The following is a 15,129-nucleotide window of genomic DNA, read 5'->3' as shown; positions in this document are numbered from 1 at the left end:
GCTCATGCAATCTTGTCGACACCCTGGCGCGCAATCAGCGGCAGGAAGTCGTGGATCGGGCCGCGGCCCGGGATGACGAGGTCGGGCGCGATCTCGGCCAGCGGCGCCAGCACGAAGGCCCGCTCGTGCATGCGCGGGTGCGGGACGCTCAGCGATTCGGTATCGATCAGCTGGTCGCCATACAGCAGGAGGTCGAGGTCGAGCGTGCGCGGCGCGTTGCGGTAGGGCCGCTCGCGGCCGTGCGCCAGTTCGATGGCCTGCAGCGCCGCCAGCAGTTCATGCGGATCAAAGCTGGTGTCGATGCAGGCCACCGCGTTGACGTAGTCCGGGCCGCTGGAATCGATCGGCGCCGTGCGGTACAGGCCCGAGGTTTCGACCACCATGGTGCCGTCCAGCAGGGCCAGGCGGCGCACGGCGTCGAGCACATTGGCCTGGGCGTCGCCCAGGTTGGCGCCGATGCCGATCCAGGCGATCATTCCTCGCCGCCGCCTTGTGGCGCCGGCGCGCCTTCGCCGCCGCCGCCCTTGCGCGGGCCACGGCGCGGCGCGCGCTTGCGCTTGGCCGGCTCGCCACTGCGGCCAGCTTCGCCACGGCTGTTGGCCGCGGCCAGCAGCTGTTCGCGCTCGCCGCCTTCGGCGTCGTAGAACGCGGTCCACCATTCGCCGATCTCGCCCGGCAGCTCGCCCGATTCGCAGCGCAGCAGCAGGAAGTCATAGCCGGCGCGGAAGCGCGGGTGTTCCAGCAGCTTGAACGGCGCCTTGCCGGTGCGGCGCTCGAAGCGCGGCTGCATGGCCCAGATGTCGCGCATGTCGGTGGCGATGCGGCGCTGCAGGGCCAGGTTCTCGGTTTGGGTGTCCAGCACGTCGTCGGCGGCCAGGTGCAGGGCCGGGATCGGCGCTTCGCCGGCGGCGCGGTAGGCGTTCCACTTTTCCAGCACCTGGTGCCACAGGAGCGAAGCAAACAGGAAGCCGGGCGAGACACCCTTGCCGGCCTTGACGCGGCTGTCGGTCGATTCCAGGGCTAGCGTCACGAACTTCATGCCGATCGGCTGCTCCAGAACGACGTCGAGCAGCGGCAGCAGGCCGTGGTGCAGGCCGGCCGAGCGCAGCTCTTTCAGGCAGGCCAGCGCGTGGCCCGACAGCAGGAGTTTCAGCATCTCGTCGAACACGCGGGCGGCCGGCACATTGTCGATGAGGGGCGCCATCACGGGGATCGGCGCGCGCGTGGTCGGCTCGATGGTAAAGCCCAGCTTGGCCGCGAAGCGCACCACGCGCAGCATGCGAACCGGGTCTTCGCGGTAGCGCGCTTCCGGCATGCCGATGATGCGCAGCAGCTTGGCGCGGATGTCCTCGATGCCGCCGTGGTAGTCGAGCACCGTTTGCGTCGCCGGGTCGTAGTACATGGCGTTGATGGTGAAGTCGCGGCGCGCCGCGTCTTCGTGCTGCGGGCCGAAGTTATTGTCGCGCAGGACGCGGCCGTGTTCATCTTTCGGCGCGTTGTCGCTGCCGTTGCCGCGGAAGGTGGTCACCTCCAGCAGGTCCTGGCCGAACATCACGTGCACGATCTGGAAGCGGCGGCCGATGATGAAGGCGCGCCGGAACAGGCGTTTCACTTGCTCGGGGGTGGCGTTGGTGGCGATGTCGAAGTCTTTTGGCTTCACGCCCAGCAGCAGGTCGCGCACGGCGCCGCCCACCACGAAGGCCTCGAATCCGGCTTCCTGCAGCGTTTGGGTGACCTTGATCGCGTTGCTGGAGACCAGGCGCGGATCGATCTTGTGCTCGTCGGGCCCGAGGATCACGGCCTGGGTCGGGTCGCGGCCGTCGTCCTTGACGCCCAGGATCTTGCGGATGAATTTCTTAATCATTGAATAGGTGGAGAGTTGGCCAACCCTGCTCGCGCGCATGGGTTGCGAGCACGGCGCTCGGGTTGGTGGCGACCGGATGGGTAACGATCGAGAGCAGCGGCAGGTCGTTGTGCGAATCGCTGTAGAAGTGGCTGCGCTCGAACGAGTCGAACGGGCGGCCCAGGCGTTCCAGCCAGGCGTGCATGTGGGTGATCTTGCCCGGCCCGGAGGTGGGCGTGCCGAGCAGCCGGCCGGTGAGCTGGCCGGCGCCGTCGTACTCCGGCATCGCGCCGATATGGTGCTCGACCCCGAAGCGGGCCGCGATCGGCGCGGTGATGTGGTAGTTGGTGGCGGTGATGATCGCCACCAGGTCGCCCGCTTCCTGGTGCTCGCGCACCAGTGCCAGCGCGCGCGGCCGGATGGCCGGCTCGATCACCTCGCGCATATAGCGCGCGTACAGGGCGTCCAGTTCGGCGCGCGGGAAGCGCGCCAGGGTGCCGAGGGCGAATTCGAGGTATTCGACCGGATCGAGGACGCCGGCCTGGTATTGGGCGAAGAACGCGTCGTTGCGGCCGCGGAAGGCGGTTTCGTCCACCGCGCCAACGCGGACCAGGAACTCACCCCATTCATAGTCCGAATCGATCGGCAGCAGGGTGTGGTCGAGGTCGAACAGCGCAAGGTTTGTCATTCTTTGGATTCCGACTGCTGGTTTTCTTGAAGCAACAAATCGCGCAGCAGCGGCAGGGTGACGGGGCGCTGGGTCTCGAGCGAATACTGGTCGAGCGCGTCCAGCATCGTCGCCAGCGACCGCATGTCGCGCTTGAAGTGAGACAACAAATAGGGTAACACGCTGGCCGACAGCGTCAAACCGCGCGCTTCGGCAGCCTGGGTGAGGGCGGCGATCTTCTCGTCGTCCGACAGGCCCTTGATCTGGTACACCAGGCCCCAGCCCATGCGGGTGCGCAGGTCCTCGCGCACGCCCAGCACGCCCGGCGGCACCGGACCGGTGCTGACCATGTAGGTGCCGTGCTCGCGGATCTGGTTGAACAGCGCAAAGGCGTCGATCTGGCGCTGCGGCGACAGGCGGTCGCAGTCGTCGAGCAGGTAGAGCGAGACGTCGTCGGCGTGCACGAACTGGTCTTCCGCTGCGTCGAAGGGGATGTAGCGCGCGCCGGGGCTGGCGGCGAGGGCCTGCAGCAGGTGGGTCTTGCCGGCGCCGCTGTCGCCCCACAGGTAGGCGAAGTGCTCGCGCGATGCACGCTGCGCGAACTGGTGCATCAGGTGCGCCAGTTCGGCATTCTCGCCCACCTGGAAGGTGTCGAGGCTGTGCGCCGGCTCGGCGCCTAAATCGAGCACCAGCTGTTTCATGGTGTCGGGCTCATGGATGTGTCGGGTGCGGGATCATGGGATGCTTCGCTGCTCCCGGCATTATAAAAGCTGCTGCGCAGGTAGTGGTTTTTCAGGTGGCGGAAGCCCACCATCAGCACCGCCGATGCCGGCAGGGCCAGCAGCACGCCGGCAAAGCCGAACAGCTCGCCGAAGGCCATCAGCGAGAAGATCACCGCCAGCGGGTGCAGGCCGATGCGCTCGCCCACCAGGCGCGGGGTCAGGATGAAGCTCTCGATCAGCTGGCCGGCCGTATAGATGGCCACTACCCAGGCCAGGCCGGCCCAGCCGGAAAACTGCAGCAGGGCCGCCACCAGCGCCAGCAGCATGCCGAGGCCAAAACCCAGGTAGGGTACGAAGCCCAGCAGGCCCGTGAGCACGCCTACCGGCAGCGCCACGTCCAGGCCGACGAAGGCCAGCGCCGCCGAGTAATACACGGCCAGCACGATCATTACCAAGAGCTGGCCGCGCAGGTACTGGGCCAGCAGCACGTCCGATTCCACCGCCATGCTGGTGGTCTTGGCGGCCCAGCGGCGCGGGATGGCGCCTTCGATGCGGGCCAGCAGCGCATGCCAGTCCAGCAGCAGGTAGAACAGCACCACCGGCACCAGGGTCAGGGTGGCGATCCAGCCCAGCACCGCGCTGCCGCCCACCCGCACCTTGGCCAGCACCGAGGTCCACATGTCGTCGCCGCCGGCCGCCACTTGCTGCTCGAGCAGCTGGCGCAGGCCCGCGCTGTCGAGTTTCACGTGGATGCCGTAGCCGGCCAGCCAGGGCGCCACGAAGGTGTCGAGCCAGGTGAAGAAGGCCGGCACCTTGGCCTGCAACAGCGGGATTTCGGCGCGCAGCACCGGCACCACGGTCAGGAACAGGGCCACCACGGCGGTGCAGAAGGCGGTCAGCACCAGCGAGACGGCGATCACGCGCGGCATGCGGCGCTTGCCAGGATGCCCGCCTTCGAGCTTGTCGACCGCGCCGCCCAGCATGTAGGCTAGGATGGCGGCGGCGATGAAGGGCGACAGGATCGGCCCCAGCGCGTACAGCAACAGCGCCACCGCCAGCCAGAGCGCCAACCAGAACGTGGACTGTTTTTGCTCGGACGTGAGGGAAAATGGCATGTAATTGTTGTTGTGTTTGCTGGAAGGCTGGAAAACGGGGAGCGGGAAGGGCCGTTTTGCTAATGTTAAAATACCGGATTGACCCCGGTCAGGGTCTGCCGCCTTCTATTTTACCGCCTCCGCTGCCAAATACCATGAGCCAACCATCTAATGTTTCCCTCTCCTACCGCGACGCCGGTGTCGATATCGACGCTGGCGACGCCCTGGTCGAAGCGATCAAGCCGCTTGCCAAGCGCACCATGCGCGAAGGCGTACTGGGCGGCATCGGCGGTTTCGGCGGCCTGTTCGAGATCAGCAAGAAGTTCAAGGAACCGGTCCTGGTCTCGGGCACCGACGGCGTCGGCACCAAGCTGAAACTCGCTTTCGAGCTGAACCGCCACGACACGGTCGGCATCGACCTGGTGGCCATGAGCGTGAACGACATCCTGGTGCAGGGCGCCGAGCCGCTGTTCTTCCTCGACTACTTCGCCTGCGGCAAGCTCGATGTGGCCACCGCCACCGCCGTGGTCTCGGGCATCGCCAAGGGCTGCGAGCAGTCCGGCTGCGCGCTGCTGGGCGGCGAAACCGCCGAAATGCCGGGCATGTACCCGGACGGCGAATACGACCTGGCCGGCTTCGCCGTCGGCGCGGTGGAAAAATCCCAGCTCATCGACGGCAGCAAGATCGTGCCGGGCGACGTGGTGCTGGGCCTGGCCTCGTCGGGCATCCACTCCAACGGCTACTCGCTGGTGCGCAAGATCATCGACGTCGCCAAGCCGGACCTGGAAGCCGACTTCCACGGCCGCAAGCTGTCCGACGTGCTGATGGCGCCGACCCGCATCTACGTCAAGCCGCTGCTGGCGCTGATGGCCTCGATGGAAGTCAAGGGCATGGTGCACATCACCGGCGGCGGCCTGGTGGAAAACATCCCGCGCGTGCTGCAGGAGAACGTGACCGCCGTGCTGGACGCGTCGTCGTGGACCATGCCGCCGCTGTTCCAGTGGCTGCAGCAGCATGGCGGCGTGGCCGACGCCGAAATGCACCGCGTGTTCAATTGCGGCATCGGCATGACCGTCATCGTCTCGCAAGACAATGCCGACGCCGCCATGGCGCAGCTGCAGGCGGCCGGCGAAACCGTGTACCGCATCGGCGAGATCCGCGCCCGCGAACAAGGCCAGGCCCAGACCATCGTGCAGTAAGCCGATTGGTCTTCATGAGAAACGGGCGCCGCGGCGCCCGTTTTTTTATTTCGCGGCGCCAGCCCCGATATGCCTTCCCAGGAAGGCCTCGACCCGCTTCCAGAAATCGAAGCGCGTCTCCGGCCGGGTCCAGCCGTGGCCTTCGTCCTGATACACCACCCATTCGACCTGCTGGTTGTGGCTGGCCACCGCCTCGCGGAACTTGTTGCCGTGGTAGAGCGGCACGCGGCGGTCGACGGCGCCATAGGCCAGCAGCAGCGGCTGGGTGATCCTGGCCGCCTGCTCGATCGGCGAGGTGGCCTTGAGCTGGGCCGCGTCCTTGACCTGGTCGCCCACCAGCACCGGCATGCCGTGCACCTTCCAGTCTTCGCCCAGGTCGGAGTCGAAGCTCCAGTGGCCGTCGTACAGCAGGTTGATGTCGGTGACGCCCACCCAGTTGACCGCGCACTTGTACAGCGCAGGATCCTTCACCAGCCCGATCAGCGCGGCGTAGCCGCCGTAGCTGGCGCCGGCGATGCAGATGCGCTGCGGGTCGGCATGGCCCTGGGCCACCGCCCAGTGCGCCGCGTCGGCCATGTCGTCCTGCATCTTCAGGCCCCACTGCTTCCAGCCGGCCTGGTAATGCGCGGTGCCGTAGCCGGTGCTGCCGCGGAAGTCCGGCGCGATCACCGCATAGCCGCGCGACGCGAGGAACTGGGTTTGCGCCTCCCAGCCCCAGTGGTTCCCGCGCACATACGGGCCGCCATGCACCAGCACCACCAGCGGCAGCTTCTTGCCCGCGCCCCCGGCCGGCAAGGTGAGCAGGGCCGGGATCTCGCGGCCGTCGCGCGCCTTGATGCGCACCGGGTCCTGGCGGCCCATGCGGGCCGGGTCGATGCCTTCGCGGCTGCTGCCGACTGGATTGAGCTTGCCGGTGCCCGGGCTGTACAGGTGGTAAGCCAGCGGGCGCACGTCGGAAAACGAACGCACCAGCACCCAGGGGGCATCGGCGCGCGCCGCCGTCGACAGCAGGTTGACGGTGCCCGGCAGCAGGGCGTCGACCTTGTGCTGCAAGGCCTGCATCTCCGGGTCGAACCAGACGATGGCGGCGGCGTCGGTTTCGACGATCGCCCCGAGCAGCTTGCCGCGCCGGGTGACCAGTCCGCCGTCGAAGTCGTAGCCTGGCGTGACCAGCACCGGCTTCGAGTTGATCTTGCCGGTGGCCAGGTCCAGCGTGTGCAGCGCGGCCGTGTCCTGGCCCAGGTAGGCGCGCACATACAGGCTGCCGTCGGCGCCGAAACCCACCGGCGCGAACGTGTCCCGGCCTTCCTTGTAGGTGGAGAAGCTGGCGAGCTTGCGCCACTTGCCACTGGCCGGATCGAGGTAGTGCAGGATCGTGGTGCCGCGTTCGGAGCGCACCGCCAGCCGCGGCTGGCCCGCGTTATCCAGCATCCAGCTGTCCACCGGGCCCGGGCGCTGCACCACCTGGGTCAGGCCGGTGACGGTATCGAGGCGCAGCAGGTTCACGGTGGCCAGGCTGCCGTCGTTGTCGTTCCATTCGTAGACGTTCACATACGCCGCGTTCGAATCCTGGGCGCCGCGCTGCGCCAGCATGGCGGTGCGCGCGGGCAGCAGGCCGCGGCTGGCGTGGGAGCCGCCGCCGGTGCCCGGACCGCTGCGGGCCGCGAGCTGGCGCATGCCGCCGCCGTCGCGGTCGACCGCATACAGCCCGCTGCCCTGGTAGCGCCCGCCGGGCCCGACCTGCTTGTCGCTGACATTGAACATCAGGCGCTCGTCGTTCACCCACTGGAACTGCAATACGTCCACCTCCTTGTAGCCGGCCACCGTGGTCGCCTTGTTTTCCTGCAGGTCGACCACCACCAGCACGTCGCGGCGGCCGGGCGCGCCCGAGATGGCGGCCAGGTAGCGCCCGCTGGGCGAGAGCTCGGCGTCGTCCAGCAGCGGATTGGAGAAGAAGGCCTCGACCGGCGGCGGGGCGCCCTGGCCGGCGGCCGGCAGGGCGCAGGCCAGGCCAAGCAAGAGGGCGCACAGGAAGCGGGCGGCAGGGGCGGGCATGGGAAGTCCTTTTGGTCAGCCGGCGCAAGCCGCCGGCCCGCGCAGCGTACCAGCCCGGGCCCGCCGCGACGAGCGCACAGACCGTGCCGCGCGCAGATTATGCCGGCCGCATGGCGTGCGCCGGCACGCCTACGGCTTGCCCGGCGGGTCTTCCGGTGCGCGGATGTAGTCGACCATCCCCAGGCTGGTCTGGCTCGGCGGGGCGCTGAGCAGGCTGCCTACCACGGTGGCCAGCAGCCCGGCCGGCACGCCGAACACGCCGGCCGCCAGTGGCTGGATGCCCAGCCAGGAGGCATCCACGCTGCCGCCCAGGGTCGGGCTGGCGCGCAGCATGTACCACAGGCAGACCGCGAAGCCGGTAACCATGCCGGTGATCGCCCCGGTGTGGTTGGCGCGTTTCCAGAAGACGCCCAGCACCAGCACCGGGAACAGGGTCGACCCGGCCAGCGAGAAGGCCGCGCCCACCAGCGACAGGATATCGGCCGGCTTCTGCGAGGCCGCATAGGCGGCAATAAAAGCTACGGCCAGCAGCAGCAGCTTGGAAATGGTCACCCGCTTCTGGGTCGAGGCGCCCGGGTCGACCATCTTGTACCAGACGTCGTGCGACAGCGCGTTGGAGATCGCCAGCAGCAGGCCGTCGGCGGTGGACAGCGCCGCCGCCAGGCCGCCGGCCGCCACCAGGCCCGAGATCACGTAGGGCAGGCCGCCAATTTCCGGCGTGGCCAGCACCAGCACGTCGGCGTCGATCACCAGTTCGGCCAGCTGCACCACGCCGTCGCCATTGATGTCGGCCACGCTCACCAGCGGATTGACCTTGTCGACGTTGGCCCAGTACGAGATCCAGGTGGGCAGCGCGCTGAAGTCGCTGCCCACCAGCGAGGTATAGATGTCGTACTTGGCCAGCACCGCCAGCGCGGGGATGGTCAGGTAGATCAAGAGGATGAAGAACAGGGTCCAGAACACCGAGACCCGGGTTTCGTCGACCGAGGGCGTGGTGTAGGCGCGCATCAGGATGTGGGGCAGGGCCGCGGTGCCGAACATCAGGCAGAACACCACCGCCAGGAAGTTGTTGCGGCGCTTGTCCGATTCTGCTTCGGTGGCGCCGGGGAAGGGCGTGGCGTGCGGCTCCAGCGGGCGAGCGCGCTCCAGGTTTGCCTCGCGCAGCTCGGTCCACAACGCCTGCGCTTCCTCGGCGGATTCAGGATAGGCATTCAGGGCGCGCTCGGCCTGGCGCACTTCGCCCAGCGAGGCATTGCGCGAGCGTACCGCGCTAAGTGCGCGCTGGGCTTCCAGCTTGCCCGCCTCCCACGACGCCGGCAGCGCCGCCAGGCGCGCGCCGTATTCGTCGGCGCGGCGCTTGAACTCGGCGCGCACCTGCAGCTCGCGCGGGTCGTTCTGCAACTGGTGCTCGCGCGCGGCCAGCTTGGGCAGCAGAGAGCCGTAGGCCACCTGCGGCACCGGGTTGTCCGCATGTTTGGCCGACAGCCAGATGGTCGGGATCAGGAAGGCCACCAGCAGGATGATGTACTGCGCCACCTGGGTCCAGGTGATGCCGCGCATCCCGCCCAGGAAGGAGCACACCAGGATGCTCGCCAGGCCCAGGAAGATGCCGACCGAGAAATCGACGCCGGTGAAACGCGAGGCGATCAGGCCGACCGCGTATATCTGCGCCACCACGTAGGTGAACGAGACCAGGATGGTGGCGCCCACCGCCAGCGCGCGCACCGGCCCGCCGCGCCCGCCCGCACCGCCGCCGTAGCGCGCCGCCAGGAAGTCGGGCACGGTGTACTGGGCAAACTTGCGCAGGTAGGGCGCGATCAGGAGGGCCACCAGCACGAAGCCGCAGGTCCAGCCCATGATGTAGGCCAGGCCGTCGAAGCCGTACAGGTAGAGGCCACCGGCCAGGCTGACGAAGCTGGCCGCCGAAATCCAGTCGGCCGCGGTGGCCATGCCGTTGAACAGGGCCGGCACGCGCCGTCCCGCCACGTAGTACTCGGTGACGTTGGAGGTGCGCGCCACCACGCCGATGGTGGCATACAGCGCGATGGTGGCGAACATGAAGATGTAGCCGATCCACAGGCGCGGCATGCCTTCCTGCTCGAGCAGGGCGAGCGCCACCAGGAACAGCGCGAAGCAGGCGGTGTACCAGAGATAGTAGCGCGACAGCTTGCGGAAATAGGGCGGCTTGGCGCCGCTCATGGCCTGGCTCCCGGCGCGTGGCGCTGGTCGAGCCGGCGCATGCGCCAGGCGTAGATGGCGATCAGCAGCAGCGACACCAGCGAGGCGCCCTGCGCCGCCATGTAGAACGACAGCGGCCAGTCGAACAGGTAGAAGCGCGCCAGCTCGCGCGCAAAGAACACGGCGCCGAAGCTGGTGGCCAGCCACAGCGCCAGCAGCAGCGCGGTCAGCCTGGACGTGCCCTGCCAGTGCGCCGCGCGCGCGGCGGCCAGTTGCTCCCGCTGGAGTGGCGGCTGGGGCGTGGGTTCAGTCGGCATCGTCGGGCTCGTGGACAGGTGGCGGGAAGGTCAGGCGGAACAGGCTGCCCGGAAACTTGGGGGAGTGGCTGCGCGGGTTGTTGAAGATGTCGATCTCGGCGCCGTGCTGCTGGGCGATCTCGCGCACGATCGCCAGCCCCAGGCCGCTGCCCTGCACGTTGGTGCCCAGGATGCGGTAGAAGCGCTCGAATACGTGGGCGCGTTCGGCCGGCGCGATGCCGGGGCCGGTGTCCTCGACCTCGAGCAGCGCATGCGCGCCGTCGCGCCGCACCCGCACCGTCACGCTGCCGCCCCGCGGGGTGTAGCGCAGCGCGTTGTCGATCAGGTTCGACAGCAGCTCGCGCAGCATCAGCGCATTGCCGGCGATGAGCAGGTCGTCCGGCGGTCCGTTGGGCGACTCGTACCCCAGGTCGATGCCGTGGGCAAACGACGCCTGCACCCAGTCCTGCACGGTGGCGCGCGCCAGCTGGACCAGGTCGAGCTCTTCGAAGGCCAGGCCGGCGTGCGGCTGGTTCTCGGCGCGCGCCAGCGCCAGCAGCTGGTTGACCAGGCGGGTGGCCGACTCCGAGCTCTTGGCCAGCTGCTCGAGCGACCGGTGGATTTCATCCGGGTCGACCTGGCGCAGCGCCAGCTCGGACTGCATGCGCATGCCGGCCAGCGGGGTCTTCATCTGGTGCGCGGCGTCGGCGATGAAGCGCTTTTGCATCTCGACCGTCTGGGCCAGGCGCTCGAGCATGTCGTTGAACGAGCCGACCAGCGGCGAAATCTCTTCCGGCACCTGGCGCGGGTCGATCGGCGACAGGTCGTCCTGGGGCCGCGCACGGATGCGCTGCTGCAGCTCGGCCAGCGGCGACAGCCCGCGCGAGAGGGCAAACCAGACCAGGGCCAGGATCACCGGCAGGATGATGAACTGGGGCAGGATCACGCCCTTGATGATTTCGTTGGCGAGGTGGGCGCGCTTGTCGAGGGTCTCGGCGACCTGCACCAGGGCCAGTCCGGGGACCGCCCCGCGCTCGCGCAGCGGGTCCAGGTTGACATACGAATAGGCGACCCGCACCGGCGCGCCGTGGATGCTGTCGTTGCGAAACAGCACGGCGCCGCTGCGGCCGCGCTCTTCGAGGTCGCCATCGCGCGGACGCGGCAGGTCGCGGTCGCCGTCGATATGCTGGCCGGCGGGGTCGCTGATCTGGAAGTAGACGCTGTCGACGTCGTCGGCGCGCAGCACGTCGCGCGCGCTGCCGGGCAGCTGCACCACCGGCTGGCCGGCCACGGTGCGGATCTGCTGCGACAGCACGGTGACCCGGTCTTCGAGCGCGTCGTCGAAGGGCTGGTTGGCGATCGATTTGGCCACCAGGTAGGTGATCGCGATGCTCATCGGCCACAGCAGCAGGAGCGGGGCCAGCATCCAGTCGAGGATTTCGCCGAACAGCGAATGGCGGATGTTTTCGTCGGGCTCGGGATTGGGCGGGACGTAGGGCTCGGACTGCCAGGGCTGGAACAGCGCCGGCGCTGCCGGTTCCTGGCCCGGCGGAAGGTCCAGCCTGGCGCTGCGTTCGCTCACTTGCTGTCGGCGGCCGCGCCGCGCGGGGCGTCGGAGAATTTCTCCAGGCAGTAGCCGAGGCCGCGCACGGTGGCGATGCGCACGCCGCCCACCTCGATCTTCTTGCGCAGGCGGTGCACGTAGACCTCGATGGCGTTGTTCGACACTTCCTCGCCCCATTCGCACAGGTGGTCGACCAATTGTTCCTTGGAGACCAGGCGCCCGGTGCGCGCCAGCAGTACTTCCAGCAGGCCCAGTTCGCGCGCCGACAGGTCGAGCATCTGGTCGTTGATGTAGGCGCTGCGTCCCACCTGGTCGTAGGCCAGCGGGCCGTGGCGCACCACGGCCGGGCCGCCGCCGGCGCCGCGCCGGGTAAGCGCGCGCACCCGCGCCTCGAGCTCGGACAGCGCGAAGGGCTTGGCCATGTAGTCGTCGGCGCCGAGGTCGAGGCCCTCGACCCGCTGCTCGACCGAATCGGCCGCGGTGAGGATGAGCACCGGCAGCAGCGAGGAACGGGCGCGCAGGCGGCGCAGCACTTCCAGCCCCGGCATCTTCGGCAGGCCGAGGTCGAGGATGAGCAGGTCGAACTCCTGGGTGGACAGGGCCGTGTCGGCATCCTGGCCGTTCTTGACACAATCGATGGCGTAGCCGGACTGGCGCAGGGAGCGCGTTAATCCATCGGCAAGTACGCTATCATCTTCGGCGAGCAGAATTCGCATGGGGGCACCTGTGAAACGTTAGACCTTCGACAGGCCCTATTGTGTTTGATTTATCGCAACAATGCGAGCCTCCGCTATAACAACACCGCGGATTTTTTCGCTTGCGTAAACTACTGGATTTATATACAGTAGTGGCTTGATTTCGCTTGCAAGAACCACTGAGTTTTTATACAGTAGTGACCTTGATTTGCGCGGTAGCGCCCCTACCTTGCCTACTCCACAGCTGAAAGTACACCATGGACGACAAAAAAACCGCAGTAAACGCCGCTGAAAAGGGCAAGGCGCTGGCCGCTGCCCTGGCGCAAATTGAAAAGCAGTTCGGCAAAGGCTCGGTGATGCGCATGGATGCGAATACGCCGGTCGAGGAAGTGCAAACTGTTTCCACCGGCTCGCTGGGGCTGGACATCGCGCTGGGCGTCGGTGGCCTGCCGCGCGGCCGTATCGTCGAGATCTACGGTCCTGAATCGTCGGGCAAGACCACGCTCACGCTGCAGACCATCGCGCAAATGCAAAAGCTGGGCGGCACCTGCGCCTTCATCGACGCCGAGCACGCGCTCGACGTCGGCTACGCGCAAAAGCTGGGCATCAACCTGTCCGAGCTGCTGATCTCGCAGCCGGACACCGGCGAACAGGCCCTCGAAATCACCGACGCCCTGGTGCGTTCGGGTTCGGTCGACCTGGTGGTCATCGACTCGGTGGCGGCACTGACCCCGCGCGCCGAGATCGAAGGCGACATGGGCGACTCGCTCCCGGGCCTGCAGGCACGCCTGATGTCCCAGGCGCTGCGCAAGCTCACCGGCTCGATCAACCGCACCAATACCCTGGTCATCTTCATCAACCAGATCCGCATGAAAATCGGCGTGATGTTCGGCAGCCCGGAAACCACGACCGGCGGTAACGCGCTGAAGTTCTACGCCTCCGTGCGCCTGGACATCCGCCGTACCGGTTCGATCAAGTCGGGTGACGAAGTCATCGGTAACGAAACCAAGGTCAAGGTCGTCAAGAACAAGATCGCTCCGCCATTCAAGGAAGCGCACTTCGACATCCTTTATGGAGAAGGCACGTCGCGCGAAGGCGAAATCCTGGACCTGGGCGCCGACAACAAGATCGTCGAGAAGTCGGGCTCGTGGTACAGCTATAACGGCGAGCGCATCGGCCAGGGCAAGGATAACGCCCGCCAGTTCCTCAAGGACCGTCCGGCACTGGCGCGCGAAATCGAGAACAAGGTCCGTAGCGCCCTGGGCGTGCGTGAATTGCCGCCAGCACTGGTCGTTGCCGGCGAAGACGGCGGCAAGCCGAAGCTGCAGGCCGTCGGCGAGTAATCGCTAGCACATGCGGGCACCCCAGCTCAGCCTGAAAGGACGCGCGCTTCGCTATCTGTCGATGCGCGAACACAGCCGGCTCGAGCTGGGCCGCAAGCTGGGCCGTTATGCCGAGGAGGGCGACGACGTGGAAGCCCTCCTGGATTTCCTTGAAAAGAACAACTGGCTGTCGCAGGAACGGTTTGCCGAGTCGCTCGTCAACCGGCGCGCCGCACGCTTCGGCAACAGCCGTGTGATGGCCGAGCTGCAAAGCCACGGCCTCAAAGGTGAAGCGCTGGACGACATCAAAGCAAGCCTGAGCGACAGTGAAATCGCTCGCGCCACCGAAGTCTGGCAGCGCAAGTTCGGCGCCGTGGCGCTGGACGCCGCCGAGCGTGCCAAGCAGATGCGTTTCCTGCTGCAGCGCGGCTTTTCGCAGCGCGCCGCCCGGGTGGCCATGAAGGGCGGCCCGGACGACGACGAGTTCTGAGGCCTGGCGGTCGTGGTCCGGCCAAGACGGTCGTGTATGAATGGTATTGTTGTCAAGCCTGCCATCCGGCAGGCTGCTCCGGCGCCAGCGCGGAGCGTCATCCCCGATATGCTTCGGCATATTCCTCAACGGGCGATGGCGCTGCGCGCTGGCGCTGTCCGTTTACCGCCACCTGATGATGGGCGGGCAGCGTCAATATGCGATTGGAATATTGACCACTTGGTAAGAATCCCTCGCCGATCACTCCCTGGCTCCCCAAAATAGGCCATGTTGCAGTGCAACCGACAACCCGCTGTGCTAAACTTTCACGGTTTAAGCAGCGCCGCATGAGCGGTTGTTGTCGTAGAAGCTACGGCAACGTGCATACAGCACACTGGCTGCACCACTAACCGCCGCGCAAGCGGCATTGGTTTTTATGCCCCTGTCTCCTCCCGTATCGCGCTCGCTCCGGCATACGCGCGCCATCACCGTCGAAGCCTTCGCGCGCGATGATGGCCTGTGGGATCTGGACGCCAGTATCCGCGACGTCAAAACCCGTGACATCCCGCTCGCCTCCGGCCTCCGCGCCGGTGGCCTCCCGGTGCACGACCTCAAGCTGCGCGTCACCATCGACCGCCAGCTGACGATCGTGGACGCCGAAGCCGCGTCCGATGCCGTTCCGTATCCCGGTTTTTGTGAGACGATAGTCCCAGCCTACAAGAAGCTGGTCGGTCTGTCACTGATGAAGCATTTCCGGCTGCACCTCAAGGACCGCCTGTCCGGCGTGCTTGGGTGTACCCACCTGACCGAATTGGCCCAGGTGCTGCCCACCGCAGCGCTGCAAGCCTTCGCCGACGACGTGTTCGACGACCGCGGCAATGCCGACGCGAATGACCATGCCCGCTCGGTCGAACGGCCCTTCGAGCTCGACCGTTGCCATGCATTGCGCAGCGACGGACCGGCCGTGGCCACTTACTATCCCCGCTGGTCGATCAAAGCCGTCGCGGGTTAGCATTCGTTGTTTT

14 protein-coding genes are annotated in these 15,129 nt (G+C 67.2%); 4 read left to right on the top strand and 10 right to left on the bottom strand.

Annotation, left to right across the window (positions count from 1 at the left end):
• Positions 1-2 precede the first annotated feature (2 nt).
• From folK to BM031_RS17290, 5 genes are read right to left on the bottom strand one after another with little or no spacing between them, the layout of a single operon-like run.
• Entirely contained in the window at positions 3-476 is a 474-nt protein-coding gene (folK, locus tag BM031_RS17310; protein WP_091875811.1) for a 2-amino-4-hydroxy-6-hydroxymethyldihydropteridine diphosphokinase, read from the bottom strand.
• The gene (gene pcnB / locus BM031_RS17305) at positions 473-1,864 is read right to left on the bottom strand and encodes a polynucleotide adenylyltransferase PcnB (RefSeq protein ID WP_091875810.1); all 1,392 of its coding nucleotides are present in this window, start codon (positions 1,862-1,864) and stop codon (positions 473-475) included. Before pcnB ends, folK begins: the two co-directional genes overlap by 4 nt.
• Complete coding sequence (locus tag BM031_RS17300; RefSeq protein WP_091875809.1) at positions 1,857-2,531, bottom strand: HAD family hydrolase; 675 nt, start codon at positions 2,529-2,531, stop codon at positions 1,857-1,859. Before BM031_RS17300 ends, pcnB begins: the two co-directional genes overlap by 8 nt.
• The gene (hda, locus tag BM031_RS17295; RefSeq protein ID WP_091875808.1) at positions 2,528-3,211 is read right to left on the bottom strand and encodes a DnaA regulatory inactivator Hda; all 684 of its coding nucleotides are present in this window, start codon (positions 3,209-3,211) and stop codon (positions 2,528-2,530) included. The genes BM031_RS17300 and hda overlap by 4 nt, the downstream gene beginning before the upstream one ends.
• Positions 3,208-4,347, bottom strand: coding sequence for an AI-2E family transporter (locus BM031_RS17290; RefSeq protein WP_091875807.1), 1,140 nt, complete (start codon positions 4,345-4,347; stop codon positions 3,208-3,210). The genes hda and BM031_RS17290 overlap by 4 nt, the downstream gene beginning before the upstream one ends.
• 134 nt (positions 4,348-4,481) lie before the next feature.
• Between BM031_RS17290 and purM the strand changes: the two genes are divergently transcribed.
• Entirely contained in the window at positions 4,482-5,525 is a 1,044-nt protein-coding gene (gene purM, locus BM031_RS17285) for a phosphoribosylformylglycinamidine cyclo-ligase (protein WP_091875806.1), read from the top strand.
• Positions 5,526-5,570: 45 nt separating this feature from the next.
• Here purM and BM031_RS17280 read toward each other — a convergent pair whose 3' ends face one another.
• From BM031_RS17280 to BM031_RS17260, 5 genes are all read right to left on the bottom strand, one after another.
• A complete protein-coding gene (locus BM031_RS17280) occupies positions 5,571-7,580 on the bottom strand; it encodes an alpha/beta hydrolase family protein (RefSeq protein ID WP_091875805.1) in 2,010 nt (669 codons plus the stop codon).
• 129 nt (positions 7,581-7,709) lie between these two features.
• Positions 7,710-9,779, bottom strand: coding sequence for a sodium:solute symporter family protein (locus tag BM031_RS17275; protein WP_091875804.1), 2,070 nt, complete (start codon positions 9,777-9,779; stop codon positions 7,710-7,712).
• A complete protein-coding gene (locus BM031_RS17270; RefSeq protein ID WP_091875803.1) occupies positions 9,776-10,075 on the bottom strand; it encodes a DUF4212 domain-containing protein in 300 nt (99 codons plus the stop codon). Before BM031_RS17270 ends, BM031_RS17275 begins: the two co-directional genes overlap by 4 nt.
• Entirely contained in the window at positions 10,065-11,636 is a 1,572-nt protein-coding gene (locus BM031_RS17265) for a sensor histidine kinase (RefSeq protein WP_229408966.1), read from the bottom strand. Before BM031_RS17265 ends, BM031_RS17270 begins: the two co-directional genes overlap by 11 nt.
• Entirely contained in the window at positions 11,633-12,334 is a 702-nt protein-coding gene (locus tag BM031_RS17260) for a response regulator (protein WP_091875802.1), read from the bottom strand. The genes BM031_RS17265 and BM031_RS17260 overlap by 4 nt, the downstream gene beginning before the upstream one ends.
• Positions 12,335-12,570: 236 nt before the next feature.
• Between BM031_RS17260 and recA the strand changes: the two genes are divergently transcribed.
• From recA to BM031_RS17245, 3 genes are all read left to right on the top strand, one after another.
• Positions 12,571-13,656 (top strand): recombinase RecA, encoded by a 1,086-nt coding sequence (gene recA, locus BM031_RS17255; RefSeq protein WP_091875801.1) that lies wholly within the window; start codon positions 12,571-12,573, stop codon positions 13,654-13,656.
• A gap of 10 nt (positions 13,657-13,666) precedes the next feature.
• Positions 13,667-14,125 carry a recombination regulator RecX gene (recX, locus tag BM031_RS17250; protein ID WP_091875800.1) on the top strand — a complete coding sequence of 153 codons (459 nt, stop codon included), beginning with the start codon at positions 13,667-13,669 and terminating at the stop codon, positions 14,123-14,125.
• A gap of 415 nt (positions 14,126-14,540) precedes the next feature.
• Positions 14,541-15,116: a DUF2889 domain-containing protein gene (locus BM031_RS17245; protein WP_091875799.1), complete on the top strand. Its 576-nt coding sequence runs from the start codon at positions 14,541-14,543 to the stop codon at positions 15,114-15,116.
• Positions 15,117-15,129: the final 13 nt, after the last annotated feature.

The sequence above is a fragment of the Massilia yuzhufengensis genome (assembly GCF_900112225.1).
Lineage (GTDB): Bacteria > Pseudomonadota > Gammaproteobacteria > Burkholderiales > Burkholderiaceae_D > Telluria > Telluria yuzhufengensis.
Note: the sequence above shows the minus strand (reverse complement) of the source record. Positions and strands in the feature narration are given on the sequence as shown.

What these genes read in the sequence shown, in the direction of transcription:
- folK (WP_091875811.1), bottom strand. Translation starts at nt 476, where the DNA reads ATGATCGCCTGGATCGGCATCGGCGCCAACCTGGGCGACGCCCAGGCC.
- pcnB (WP_091875810.1), bottom strand. Translation starts at nt 1,864, where the DNA reads ATGATTAAGAAATTCATCCGCAAGATCCTGGGCGTCAAGGACGACGGC.
- BM031_RS17300 (WP_091875809.1), bottom strand. Translation starts at nt 2,531, where the DNA reads ATGACAAACCTTGCGCTGTTCGACCTCGACCACACCCTGCTGCCGATC.
- hda (WP_091875808.1), bottom strand. Translation starts at nt 3,211, where the DNA reads ATGAAACAGCTGGTGCTCGATTTAGGCGCCGAGCCGGCGCACAGCCTC.
- BM031_RS17290 (WP_091875807.1), bottom strand. Translation starts at nt 4,347, where the DNA reads ATGCCATTTTCCCTCACGTCCGAGCAAAAACAGTCCACGTTCTGGTTG.
- purM (WP_091875806.1), top strand. Translation starts at nt 4,482, where the DNA reads ATGAGCCAACCATCTAATGTTTCCCTCTCCTACCGCGACGCCGGTGTC.
- BM031_RS17280 (WP_091875805.1), bottom strand. Translation starts at nt 7,580, where the DNA reads ATGCCCGCCCCTGCCGCCCGCTTCCTGTGCGCCCTCTTGCTTGGCCTG.
- BM031_RS17275 (WP_091875804.1), bottom strand. Translation starts at nt 9,779, where the DNA reads ATGAGCGGCGCCAAGCCGCCCTATTTCCGCAAGCTGTCGCGCTACTAT.
- BM031_RS17270 (WP_091875803.1), bottom strand. Translation starts at nt 10,075, where the DNA reads ATGCCGACTGAACCCACGCCCCAGCCGCCACTCCAGCGGGAGCAACTG.
- BM031_RS17260 (WP_091875802.1), bottom strand. Translation starts at nt 12,334, where the DNA reads ATGCGAATTCTGCTCGCCGAAGATGATAGCGTACTTGCCGATGGATTA.
- recA (WP_091875801.1), top strand. Translation starts at nt 12,571, where the DNA reads ATGGACGACAAAAAAACCGCAGTAAACGCCGCTGAAAAGGGCAAGGCG.
- recX (WP_091875800.1), top strand. Translation starts at nt 13,667, where the DNA reads ATGCGGGCACCCCAGCTCAGCCTGAAAGGACGCGCGCTTCGCTATCTG.
- BM031_RS17245 (WP_091875799.1), top strand. Translation starts at nt 14,541, where the DNA reads ATGCCCCTGTCTCCTCCCGTATCGCGCTCGCTCCGGCATACGCGCGCC.